Raw genomic sequence first — 12,967 nt, 5'->3', positions numbered from 1 at the left:
CACAAGCTCGATCAGCTCGCCATCGCGGTGGAGAACGCGCTGAACCGCGCGCTGGAAACCGATAAGAAGATCGGCGACGGTTTCGCCGCCTTCGCGTGAGCGGTTTTCGGTAAGCACTACGAAACGGCCGGTTGGATCGGGTGAGGATCCAACCGGCCGTTTTCGTATATCCGGTTCCGGTTCCGGTTCAGCGGGCGGCGAGAGATTCGCCGATGTAGTGCATTTCTTCCCGGGTGGTCACCATGTTCACTGTGGTCGTCACCGCCGGGGTACGCACCGTGACCCGGTTCGGCGCCGCGGGGTCCTGGATCAGCGACACGTCGGCATCGATCGACCCGGCCGGTTCGTGCGGTTGCCGGACGTGCACGATCGTCGCGCCGCCCGCATGGGAAACCGGCGGGACACCGTCGAATACGAGCACCGTGGTACTCGGATAGGGCGCCGTGGGCAGCGGCGGCGGACCGGGCGGATGGTAGGTGGCTCCCGCGGCGCGCGGTGCGATGGTGAGGACCTGCGGGGCGTCGAGGTTACGCACGATGGTCTGCCACGCTTCCGGCCGGGAGGTGTGCACGACGGCGTGCGCGCCGAGGCCGGTGGCCCGCAGAATGACCTGTTGCGCGAGGTCCAGCGAACCGATCACCTCCAGCTGGCGGGTTCCCTCACCGACCAGCGGCACGGCGATACCCTGCCCCAGATCATCGGCGCCGATGAGCTGTCCGCAACCGGCCGTGGGAACGGTGAATTCGCTCAGCGCGGCGAGGGTGCCCCGGTATGCCACATCCCGTCCCCAGCGGCCGGTATAGCCGACCGGAAGCGTATCGAGCAGGATGCGCAGTTGATTGCCGTAGAGCTCACGGAGTCCGGGCAGTGGCGGTTGCTCGGGCGGCTCGACGGTGTCGAACCGGACCACGGCATTGAGGACCACGGTATCCGCGAGTTCGGTATGTGGGTCGTTGCGGTTGATACCCGGCCGCAGTCGCAGCGTGACCGTGGTCGACAGGCTGGGTACCGCCCAGACATCGGCCAGCCCCCGCGGGCCGACCATATCGGCGCTGATCTGGTACTGCGCGAGGTGCCTGCCCTGGGATTCGAGCCATTTCGGTGACTCGGTGATCTGGTCCACCGCGATCCCGTGGGTGAGTTCCCGGACGGCCGTGTTCATTTCGGTCGCTGTCAGCACCGATGCGGCGATATCGTGGGCGGCCAGCCGGTTCGCGACTCGCCGGGTCGCGATGATCGCGGCGCGCAGCGCACCCGTGCCTCCGCCACCGCGGTTGTCCACGGCTTCGGCGTTCGCCAGCGGATCCAGGCGCAGCACCAGCCAGCAGGTCCGGTGCGCGATGGCCGGCAGCGGTCCGAGGATCCGGTCGTAGAGATGCGCGGCGATACCTGTTCCGGCGGTGCGGGCACCGGTGCTGACCACGTCGATACCGGCGAGGGTCAGATCGAATTGGTCCAGGCAGCGGGCGATTTCGGGAAGCGGCAGCAGTTGCTCCGTACTGAGCGAACCGGGGCGCAGCAGCGTCAGGGTGTCCGGGGGTGGATCTATCCGCAGCATGGTCAGCAGCAGATCGCCGTCCCAGCGCACGCCGTAACCGCCGCCCTCGGGTAGCGGTACATCGAAGGCGGCAGCCTGCTCCAGTCGTCCGGCCGAGATCCGCCCGCTCCGGGTAGCGATCCCGCCGATGCGGGCGATGAGGGTCCGGCCGCCGAGGGGGGTGAGGCCGATCAGGCCGACCGCGACTCCGGCGCCGAGCGAGTACCAGCCCGAATCGGTGAACGCCAGGACGACCCACGCGACCGCGGCCGCGGCCAGCACACCGGGGACGACTATGCGAAGGGGGAAAATACGGAACAACCAGAATTCGGGATCCCGCAGAGTGTCGTAGGCGGACGTCCGAATATTTACCGAATCCGAAGAAATCGGCGGCTCCGGATTTCCGGCCGCAGGTGGTGCGTCACCGGCCGCTCGATCAGCGTTCATCGTATCGTTCACAATTGTTCGTTCCTGCCTCGGCTGCATTCGGTTACCGATGTGCCGGCGGCGATTCCACCGATATGGGCCGACGTAACCGTCGGGAATTACGGTACCGTGTCGAAAGAGATTGCGGTCGATAGCGCGATGGAGTCCCAGTGCCAGCACAGCTGACTACCCGTGCCCAGGTGAACGGGTACCGTTTCCTGCTACGCCGTCTCGACCACGCCCTGGTACGCCGCGATGTGCGGATGCTGCACGACCCCATGCGCTCCCAGATCCGGTCGCTGCTGGTCGGTCTGGTCCTCGGAATCCTCATCACCGCCGGTGCGGCGATCCTGGCCTTCCTGCGTCCCCAGGGCGCGATCGGCGACGCCCTCATCGTTTCCGGCAAATCCAGCGGGGCGCTGTATGTGGTTGTCAAGAAAGAAGACGGTAGCCAAACCCTGCATCCGGTCCTGAATCTGGCATCCGCTCGGCTGATCACCGGCAGCAATGCCGAACCGCATGCGGTCAAAGACGACAAACTGGGTACGCTGCCGCGCGGCCCGCTGCTCGGTATTCCCGGGGCCCCCGCCGCGCTCCCGGGCTCGGCGCAGGACGGTGATTCCCATTGGTCGCTGTGCGAATCCATCCAGTTGTCCGCGGGAGGTAGCGCGGCATCGGCGGCGGGGGCGACCACCACGGTGGTGTCGGGTACCCCCGAACTCACCGACCGGGTCCGTGCCGCCGGGCCGGCCGAGACCCTCCTGGTGACCCGCGACGACAAAACCTACCTGGTCTACGACGGCAAACGCGCCGAGGTCGATCCGAAGGATTCGGTACTTTCCCGCGCTCTCGACCTGCCGGCTCATCGCCCGAGGCCGGTGGGTACCGGATTCCTGGGTGCCACCACACAGGTCCCGGCGCTGCGGGCCCCGGCCATCGACCGCGCGGGCGAACCGGGCCCGGGGCCGCTGTCCGAGGTGCCGATCGGCGGGATCATCTCGGTCGCCGGCGGTGCTACCGGCACCGAAATGTATGTCGTGCTCGCTGACGGAGTCCAGCCGGTGTCGCCCTTCACCGCCGAAGTGATCCGGTATGCCGACTCGCACGGGATGAGCGAGGTCGCGGTACTGCCACCCGACGTCCTGGACGAGGTCCCGGTGGTACATCGGCTGCCGGTCGATGATTTCCCCGGGCAGATCCCGGAGATAGTCGACGCCGAAGACGGCCCGGTCACCTGTATCACCTGGGCGAAATCTCCGGGGACCGCACCGGTGGAGACGGGGCCCGGCGACGGTCCGGGGGAGCGGGCCTCGGTGGGCCTGTTGATCGGGACCAGACTGCCGATCGCGGAATCGGCCGAACCGGTCCGGCTGGCGACTGCGGACAGCAGCGGTGACCGGGTGGACCAGGTGTATATCGAACCCGCCCACGGTGAGTACGTCCAGATCACCGGTCTGGAACCGGGCAGCCCCCGGCGCGGCAGCCTGTTCTACGTTGCCGATAACGGCATCCGCTACGGCGTACCCGATCCGGCGACCGCGAATGTCCTCGGCTTGGGTAACACCCCGCACCTGGCACCCTGGGCCATCATCGGCCAGCTCGTTCCCGGCCCCACACTGGATCCGCAAGAGGCGCTGGTGAGCCACGATTCATTGACGGAGGGCTGAGCCCGCCGGAGAACGGACCGGTTTCGCCGATCGGCCCCGAACACGGCCGCAAGATCCGCCGATTCGGTCGCGGACGGCTCGGTCGATCCAGCACCGCGCCGGGTCCCGGGGTGAGGGAGCCGGCGCGAACCGATCGGCTCGAACGGCCTATTTTCTTCGCGGCCGGGTCGATGCGACGCTTCGCCGGGAACTCCGGAGTTTCTCAGCCCGGGTCTGTCCACCCGATATTCAGCGATTCCAGGATGGTTGCCAGGGCGAGCCGCATATCCGGTTCCTCGATACGCCGCAGTACCGCCTCGTCGATCTCGGTGAGATCCAGGGATTCGTCGTTTGCCAGGCGGAACTCACGTTCCTCCTCGGCGGCTTCGATCACATTGCGGATGAACCGGCCGTTACCGGCGAGGTCCACGCCGCGGCGCGGCTGCCCGCTCTGATCGGTGCTCTCCATCGCGTACAGCCGGTCGCACGCCCGGACGAGAACCTTCAGCGCTTCCTCGGAAAGATCCGAATCGCGCTTCTTCGCGATGACCTCACCGATCTCGCCGAGCTCGGTCGCGCTGTACGACGGGAACTGCAAACGTTTGGCGAAACGTGAGGCGAGACCGTCGTTGGCGGCCAGCAACCGGTTGATCTCGCCGTCGTAGCCGGCGATGATGACCACCAGGCGGTCCCGGTCGTTCTCCATCCGGGCCAGCAGGGTATCCACGGCCTCGCGGCCGAACGCGTCACCGCCGGACAGGCCCGTCTGGATCAGGGTGTAGGCCTCGTCGATGAAGAGGACACCGTCCATCGCGCTGTCGATCAGCTTGCCGGTTTTGATGGCGGTGCTGCCCAGATGCTCGCCGACGAAATCCGCGCGCTTGGCCTCGACCATCTTCTCGGTCTGCAGCAGCCCGAGACCGCAGTAGATCTTGGCGACGACCCGGGCGATGGTGGTCTTACCGGTACCGGGCGGCCCGGTGAACGCCAGGTGCTGGCCGCGTGGTGCGCTGGCCATCCCCTTCTCGGCCCGGATCTTGGCCAGCTGGGCCGTCGACTGCAGCTTGGCCACCTGGGTTTTCACCGAGGCGAGGCCGATCTGGGAGTCCAGTTCGGCCCGGGCCTCGGCCAGCGTCTCCTTGGCCCGGTCCTGCACCTCGGCCCGGTTCATCTGCTCCATCGTGGGCGAGGAGGCCGGGTCCCATTTATCGGTCCGGGCCTCGATCACCTCGCGGTTGGTGACGGTGATCCGGTAGGTGCGGTCGCGCAGGGCCGCAGCATTGGCCTCGAAATCCGGCGCCTGGGAGTACACCTTCTCGAACAGGGCCTGCGCCTCGTCCTCGTTGCCGGTTTCGCGTAGGCACAGACCACGGCAGAACATGGCGGTGGAACGGGCGGCGGGGATCGGTCCTTGTTCGGCCGCCTGCATCCGGCGGATCGACTCCGCGAACAAACCCAGCTGGGCGCAGGCCGTCCCCGTCATGACATGTGCGCCGGCGGCGAGGTACGGGTCGTCCCATTCCGCCGATCCGGCCAGTACGGTCATGACATCGGGCCAGCGCTGCGTCGTGTAGTGCAGCACCCCCCGCACATACGCGATGATCCGGTTGTCGGGCTCGCGCTCGGCATCGTTGAGCTGGCCCCGGCGATACGCGTCGAGCTGGTCCAGGACCCGTTCGGCCTCGTCGAAGTCCTTGTCCCCGATCAGTTGTGCGGCCCAGGCCAGTGAGATCTCCGTCCGGCTGGCCAGCGGGTAATCGATGTAGAGGCCCGGCTGGAAGCGGCCCGCGAGCTCACGCGGTCGCAACCCCACCCGCCGCTGCTCGCGATACAGCGTGCTGTCACAGGTCTTCTGCAGGTTGAACAGCACATCCTTGGTGAGCTCGCCCGCGGCCGCCCGGCCCAGCCAGGCGTCGCACATGCCCGGATCCCATTCGGTGGCGCGTTGGAACGCCAGCTTGGCGTACTCGAGGTCGCGGGTGGACTCCTGGCCTTCGATGGCCAATCCGAGCGACAGGACTCCGGCGTCGAATGCGCGTTGAGCTTGGCGGTTGCCGGTCATTGCAGGCGCTCCCCGAATTCTTGTCTAGGCGTAAAGAGAACGATTATCTGGATACCAGACTACCGATCGCGCGCGCCTCGGCGCTCCGTTACATTAGGTTCGGTTGCCGGGAGGACGCAACGTGACGCCAGCCAGCTGAGAGTGCTCGACAATTGCCGAAGTTACTGATACAGAACGCGTTCCGCAGTGCGGTGTATCTCCGCAACATACCATTGATTGCGGGAATATGAATTGTCAATTGCTCAGGCATGAACTGTTGATCGGGACGTGGGTGGGGAGATGAGTACCGTGGTCGAAACGCCGAGTGCCGCCCGTGCGCAGGAGCCGGAACTGTGCCGGGTCTCGGTTATCGGAGGTAACACACAGGTCGATGTCGGGCTGCCGGCGACGGTGCCGATCGCGAGCTTCATCGGTGATCTGGTGGCTCTGATCGATTCGCGCAACCCCAACCTGCCGGAATCCGACGAGGATACGGGTCCGCTCGACGCCCAGCACTGGACTTTGGCGCGGCTGGGCCGGGACGCGATCGCACCGAGCCGGACGCTGACCGAGGCCGAGGTCTACGACGGTGAGCTCCTGGTCCTGCGTTCGGTCGGCGCGAAAGAAGCCCCCGCACTGTTCGACGATGTGATCGACGCGGTATCGCGTCTCACCGCAGAGGAGTTCACCGGTTGGTCCGGCGCCTCGGCACGCTGGATGGGACTGGTCGTCTCGGCGATCACGGTCCTCACCACTCTGGTCGTGCTGGTCGTCTCGCGGGGCGACGGCGATCCCCTCGCGCCGGGTCTGGCGTTGCTCGGCTCGGGTGTGGCCGCGCTGGTCGCCGCGGGTATCACCGTGCGCAAATACGGCGACGAGCTCACCGGTTCGTGGTTGTCGGCCGACGGGCTGATGTTGTTGTTCGGTGGCGCCGCGCTGGTCGTGCCGGGTGCGCTGGGCAGTCCCCATCTGCTGCTGGGCAGTTCGGTTCTGCTGGTGGCGGCGATACTCGGCTATCGGCTGACCGGGGTCGGCGCCACCCTGTTCTCCTGCGCCGCGGCGTCCGCGGTGATCGCGATGGTCACCGCCGGGATCTATCTGATCTGGCATCCGGGACTACCGAAGGTGGGTGCCGGACTGCTGGTCGCGGGGATCATGATCCTGTCGATGGTGCCCCGATTGGCCGCCCTCCTGGCGCGGCTGCCGGTCCCGCCGGTGCCGACCGCCGGGGCCGCGATCGACCCGGCCGATCACGAACCGCGGCCCACCATCGAGGGGATCGGTGCTATCGGCGCCACCGCGCTGCCGTCCGCCGCCGGACTCGGTGAGCGCGCCCGGGCCGCGAACCGATTCCAGACCGGCCTCATTGCCGCATGTACCGCCAGTACGGTGATCGGGGCGTTCGGCGTCGCCGACCCGCTGGGGCCCTATCGGTGGCAGGGCATCACGCTCGCGGTGATCACCGCGGTCATTCTGTCGCTGCGCGGGCGGTCGTTCGCCGATATCACCCAGGCCGCGACTCTGATCGGCGGTGCCTGCGTCACCTTTGTGATGTTGATCGTCGGATTGTCTTTCGGCGACAGCGATCTCATGCTGCTCTGCGCCGCGATCCTGCTGGCCTTCACCCTCGGGGTGGTCGGGTTCGGGGTGATCGGTCCGCATATCGAGGTCACCCCGGTGGTCCGGCGCGGGATCGAACTCTTCGAGTACGCGCTGATCATGGCGGTGATCCCGTTGGTGCTCTGGATGATGGGCATCTACGGTATGGCCCGGAACCTGAGCATATGAGTGCTCGCCCGCTGCTGCGTCTGGTCTGTGCCGCCACCGTCCTGGGGGCGGCGGTGGCCCTGCCCGACTCGTACGCGGCGGCCGTACCGCAGCCCGCGATCGACCCGGGTGCGCTCGCCGCGGCGCAGGCCATCAGCGGCCGGCCCGCACCATTGGAGCCCACCGAGCAGAGCGCGGTCTGTGCCGCACCTGTACTCACCGGTGCGCCACCGAGTGCCCCTCCGGTCTCGCAACAGGTGCTGAACCTGCCGGCGGCCTGGCAGTTCAGTCGGGGCGCCGGTCAGAAGGTGGCCGTGATCGATACCGGCGTGAACCGGCACCCGCGGTTACCGCGGCTGCAGCCGGGCGGTGACTATGTCTCCGATACCGACGGCACGGTCGACTGCGACGGGCACGGCACCCTGGTCGCCGGGATCATCGGCGCCCAGCCCAGCCCGGACGACGGGTTCGCCGGTGTCGCTCCCGACGCGGAGATCCTGAGTATCCGGCAACTGAGCCTGGCCTACGAGAAGAAGGACAACAACAACCGCGACGCACCGGGAAAGATCAGCACCGAGGGCTATGGCACCGTGCTGACCCTGGCGGGTGCCGTTGTCCGCGCCGTGGACCTCGGGGCCACCGTGATAAATATCTCCGAAGTCGCCTGTACCCAGGCCGGACTCGATACGGCCGACGGTGCGCTGGGTGCCGCTGTCAAATACGCCTACGACCGCAATGTGGTGGTGGTCGCCGCGGCCGGAAACCTGCAGAGCGACGGTGCCTGCCAGAACCAGAACTCCGGCTCCGGCTGGTCGTCGGTGGCCACGGTGGCCAGCCCGGCCTGGTTCTCGCCCTATGTGCTCGCGGTCGGCTCGGTGGACCCGACCGGGCAGGTTTCCGAACTCTCGCTGCACGGGCCGTGGGTGCGGGTGGCCGCGATCGGCCGCAATATCGTGTCGCTGGACAGTAAACCGGGTGGTACCGGCCTGATCGACGGTGTGCAGACGTCCGAGGGTGTCCGCTCGGTGGAGGGGACGAGTTTCGCCGCGCCCTATGTCGCGGGGCTGGCGGCGCTGGTGCGGTCGCGCTTTCCCGAACTCACCGCCCCCCAGGTGATGGACCGGATCACCCGCACCGCGCACGGCCCGGGCACCGGCCGCGACGACAAGATCGGCCACGGTCTGATCGACCCGCTGGCCGCGCTCACCGCCGAACTACCGGTCGAACCGGTCGGTGTCGGCGCCGCGGCCGGTGAACCCATTGCCGCACCGTTCCAACCGCCCGGCCCCGACCCGCGGCCGCGCTTGATTGCGATCATCGGCTCGGTGGTCTGCTTGTCCGGGCTGGGCCTCGGCGCGGCGGTCGCCTACCCGTTCCGCCGGCAACGGCGCGGACTGGACCTGGAATTGGACCCCTGACACGACCCGTTATCGACCGCCGGCTGCCGATCGAAGAAGGAACCATGGCTACCGAAGGCTTTGTGCGCCGCCCCCGTATCGCCCCACCCCGGGCTCCGGGTGGTGAGGTCGCACTGACGGCGCCGCCGGAGGTCCCGCGCGCCATCCCGGCGCCGCTGATGATGAAGATCATGCCCGTGGTCATGGTGATCGCGGTGATCGGCATGATCGCCATGATGGCGATGATGGGCCGAAATCTGCTGGCCAACCCGTTCATGATGATGTTCCCGATGATGATGATCATGTCGATGGTCGGCATGATGGCCGGGTATCGGGGCGGCGGCGGTAAACGCGCGGTCGAGTTGAACGAGGAACGTAAGGACTACTTCCGGTATCTGGATCAGATCCGCAAGGATGTCCGCCGCACCGGCGGTAAGCAGCTGGAATCACTCGGCTGGAGCCATCCCGAGCCCGCCGATCTGCTGTCGCTGGTCGGCACGCGGCGGATGTGGGAGCGCCGTCCCAACGACCCCGATTTCGGCCATGTTCGCGTGGGGTTGGGCAGCCACCGGCTGGCCACCAAACTCGCCCGTCCGGAAACGGGGCCGCTCGAAGACCTCGAACCGGTATCGACCGTGGCGTTGCGCCGGTTCGTGCGCACGCATTCGGTGGTGCACCGGCTGCCGACCGCCGTCTCGCTGCGGGCGTTTCCGGCGGTCAATATCGGCGGGGACGCGCGCGAGGCACACAACCTGGTGTGCTCCATGCTCATGGAACTGGCGACCTTTCACGGCCCGGATCATCTGTCCATCGCCGTGGTCTGCAGTGATCCCGACGGCCCGGTCTGGTCGTGGGCGAAATGGCTACCCCATCTGCAACATCCGGTCCAGCGTGACGGTATGGGGTCGGTGCGGATGATGTACCAGTCACTGGGCGAACTGGAGACCGCGCTGTCGGCCGAGTTGATCGAGCGCGGCCGGTTCATGCGCAATCCGCAGCCGACCCAGGGGCGGCTGCATCTGATCGTGGTCATCGACGACGGCTATGTGAGCGGTAACGAGCGGCTGGTCGCCGAATCGGGTCTGGATTCGGTCACCGTTCTGGACCTCACCGCCCCCGAGCACGGGCTGGCCGCCCGCCGTGGTCTGCAGCTGGTCTGTTCGGACGGTGAGATATCGGCGAAGAGCGCCGCGGGTACCGAGCGGTTCGCCACGGCCGATTCGGTGAGTATCTCGGAAGCCGAGGCGTTTTCGCGCGCGCTCGCCCGATACCGGCTCGCGACGGCCGCGCAGATCGTCAGCCTCGGCGAGGGCACCACCTCCGACCCGGGTCTGATGGCACTGCTGAAGATTTCCGACGCCGCTCAGATCGATCCGGCGCGGGTGTGGCGGCCGCGGACCGCCCGCGAGCGGCTGCGTGTCCCGATCGGCATCACTCCGGACGGGACGCCGGTGGAGATCGATATCAAGGAATCCGCCGAGAACGGTATGGGCCCGCACGGCCTGTGCATCGGGGCCACCGGGTCGGGCAAGTCGGAATTCCTTCGCACACTGGTACTTTCGCTGGTCACCACGCACTCACCCGACGCACTGAACCTCGTACTGGTCGACTTCAAGGGCGGTGCGACATTCCTGGGGCTGGATCCGCTGCCCCATGTCGCGGCGGTGATCACCAACCTCGAGGACGAGCTCTCCCTGGTCGACCGGATGAAGGACGCCCTCGCCGGTGAGATGAACCGGCGCCAGGAACTACTGCGCTCGGCCGGCAATTACGCCAACGTCAACGACTACGAGAAGGCGCGCGCTGCGGGCGTGCCGTTGGACCCGCTGCCCGCGCTGTTCGTCGTGGTCGACGAGTTCTCCGAACTGCTCTCGCAGAAACCGGATTTCGCGGAGTTGTTCGTGATGATCGGCCGGCTGGGCCGCTCACTGCATGTCCATCTGCTGCTGGCGTCGCAGCGGCTCGAGGAGAACAAACTCCGCGGCCTGGAATCGCATCTGTCCTATCGGATCGGTCTGCGTACCTTCTCCGCCAACGAGTCCCGCGCGGTCCTCGGTATCACCGATGCCTACCACCTGCCCGGCGTCCCCGGATCCGGTTACTTGAAGAGCGACGCTTCCGATCCGTTGCGGTTCAATGCCAGCTACGTATCCGGCCCGTACGAGGCACCCCAGGGCACCGCCACCGAAGACGGCAGCCCGGTGGCCCGGCAGCGACCGGCCCTGTTCACCGCGGCGCCCGTCGAGGCTCCCGAATCGGCGGATTCCGAGGTCGAACCGGACGAGGCAGGGGCAGCCGCGTTCAATCCGCTGCTGGAACTTCCCCCGCCACCGTCGGCGGTGGCCGCGACGCCGTCGCCGGAGAGCGAGGGCGTGCCGGACTCTCTGCTCGATGTGGTGGTCAAACGTCTCACCGGGCACGGCCGCCCCGCGCACGAAGTGTGGTTGCCGCCGCTCGAAGAATCGCCGACGGTGGATATGCTGCTGCCGGACCCGGATTGGCGCTCCCCGGTCAACCGGCACGGCCAGCTGTGGATGCCGATCGGCGTGATCGATAAACCGTACGAGCAGCGGCGTGATGTCCTGACCATCAATCTGGCGGGTGCCCAGGGCAATGTCGCGGTGGTCGGCGGCCCGCAATCGGGTAAGTCGACGGCCCTGCGTGCCATCATCATGGCCACGGCCGCCACCCACACACCCGAGCAGGTGCAGATCTACTGCCTGGACTTCGGCGGCGGCAGTATGGCCGGTCTGGTGGGTGTTCCGCATGTCGGGTCGGTGGCGGGCCGGCTCGACGTCGACCGGGTGCGCCGGACCATCGCCGAACTCACCTCGCTGATGCGCCAGCGGGAGGAGCGGTTCGCCGCGCAGGGTATCGAATCCATGGCCGAGTACCGCCGGCGCAAATTCGCCGCCCTGCAGCAGGGTATCGCCGATCCGTTCCCCGAAGACGCGTTCGGTGACGTGTTCCTGGTGATCGACGGCTGGGCCGCGATCCGCGAAGAGTTCGACGTCCTGGAACCGCAGATCCATGCCATTGCCGGACAGGGACTGTCGTTCGGTATCCACCTGCTGATCGGCGCGTCGCGCTGGGCGGAGATCCGCCCGGTGGTCAAGGATCAGATCGGCACCCGGATCGAGCTGCGGCTCGGTGACCCCACCGATTCGGAGATGGGCCGCCGGGTTGCGCACCAGGTCCCGGTGGGCCGCCCGGGCCGCGGTCTCACCGCCGAGCATCTGCATATGCTCATCGCCCTGCCGCGATTGGATTCCAACTCCGATCCGTCCGGCCTGGCCGAGGGTGTGGCGCGGGCGCGGACCGAATTGGCGCAGTTGTATCCGAACCGCCGTGCCCCACAGGTGCGGATGCTGCCGTTGCAGTTCGAGCGGGCGGAACTGCTCGAACAGGCGCGGGCGCGCGGTATCGAGAACAGCGCGACCAAGATCGTGGTCGGGCTCGGCGAATCCGAATTGCAGCCGCTGGTCATGGATTTCACCACGGAACCGCATTTCATGGCGTTCGCCGACGTCGAATGCGGCAAGACCACGCTCTTGCGCAATATCGTCATGGGGATCACCGAGAATTCGACCGCCGAACAGGCCCGGGTGATCATGATCGACTATCGCCGCACCATGCTCGGGGTCATCGAGGGCGACCAACTGGCCGGATATTCGACCTCCTCGCAGACCTGCGGCCCGATGATCAAGGAAGTGGCCGGCTACCTGGCCAAACGCATTCCCGGCTCGGATATCACACCGCAGCAGTTGCGGGAACGCAGCTGGTGGACCGGTCCGGAGATCTACATCATCGTCGACGATTACGATATGGTCGCCGCCGGCAGTGCCAACCCGTTCCAGCCGCTGGTCGAATTTCTGCCGCAGGCCCGCGATATCGGGATGCATCTCGTTGTCGCCCGCCGGATCGGCGGGGTGTCGCGCGCCCTGTTCGACCCCATCCTGGGCACGATGAAGAACATGTCGGTGGAAACGCTGATCATGAGCGGGTCCAAGGACGAGGGCAAACTCATCGGCGATGTCCGCCCGACCAAGTTGCCGCCCGGTCGCGGTGCCCTCGTATCACGCAGTCGCGGTATCGAAATGGTGCACATCGCGCACCTCGACCCACTCGGATAGCCCGGCCCGGTAACTCGGTT

6 protein-coding genes are annotated in these 12,967 nt (G+C 67.2%); 4 read left to right on the top strand and 2 right to left on the bottom strand.

Features of this window, described 5'->3' with window-relative positions:
• Nucleotides 1-187: 187 nt before the first annotated feature.
• Nucleotides 188-1,984, bottom strand: a complete 1,797-nt coding sequence (eccE, locus tag ACIA75_RS34950) for a type VII secretion protein EccE (RefSeq protein WP_397111349.1) — start codon at nucleotides 1,982-1,984, stop codon at nucleotides 188-190.
• Nucleotides 1,985-2,133: 149 nt separating this feature from the next.
• On the opposite strand from eccE, the gene eccB reads away from it, so the two are divergent.
• Complete coding sequence (gene eccB, locus ACIA75_RS34945; RefSeq protein ID WP_397111348.1) at nucleotides 2,134-3,630, top strand: type VII secretion protein EccB; 1,497 nt, start codon at nucleotides 2,134-2,136, stop codon at nucleotides 3,628-3,630.
• Nucleotides 3,631-3,832: 202 nt separating this feature from the next.
• Here the strand turns inward: eccB and eccA are convergent, their stop codons facing one another.
• Nucleotides 3,833-5,671: a type VII secretion AAA-ATPase EccA gene (gene eccA / locus ACIA75_RS34940; protein WP_397111347.1), complete on the bottom strand. Its 1,839-nt coding sequence runs from the start codon at nucleotides 5,669-5,671 to the stop codon at nucleotides 3,833-3,835.
• A gap of 279 nt (nucleotides 5,672-5,950) precedes the next feature.
• On the opposite strand from eccA, the gene eccD reads away from it, so the two are divergent.
• The 3 genes from eccD to eccCa are packed head-to-tail and all read left to right on the top strand — an operon-like array spanning nucleotide 5,951 to nucleotide 12,947.
• Nucleotides 5,951-7,438 (top strand): type VII secretion integral membrane protein EccD, encoded by a 1,488-nt coding sequence (eccD, locus tag ACIA75_RS34935; RefSeq protein ID WP_397111346.1) that lies wholly within the window; start codon nucleotides 5,951-5,953, stop codon nucleotides 7,436-7,438.
• Nucleotides 7,435-8,835 (top strand): type VII secretion-associated serine protease mycosin, encoded by a 1,401-nt coding sequence (gene mycP, locus ACIA75_RS34930; protein ID WP_397111345.1) that lies wholly within the window; start codon nucleotides 7,435-7,437, stop codon nucleotides 8,833-8,835. The genes eccD and mycP overlap by 4 nt, the downstream gene beginning before the upstream one ends.
• Nucleotides 8,836-8,879: 44 nt before the next feature.
• Nucleotides 8,880-12,947, top strand: coding sequence for a type VII secretion protein EccCa (gene eccCa / locus ACIA75_RS34925; RefSeq protein ID WP_397111344.1), 4,068 nt, complete (start codon nucleotides 8,880-8,882; stop codon nucleotides 12,945-12,947).
• Nucleotides 12,948-12,967 lie beyond the last annotated feature (20 nt).

It is taken from the genome of Nocardia sp. NPDC051750, from assembly GCF_044453135.1.
Classification (GTDB): Bacteria; Actinomycetota; Actinomycetes; order Mycobacteriales; family Mycobacteriaceae; genus Nocardia.
The sequence above is the reverse complement of the archived record's forward strand: the minus strand, read 5'-3'. Positions and strand labels throughout refer to the sequence as shown.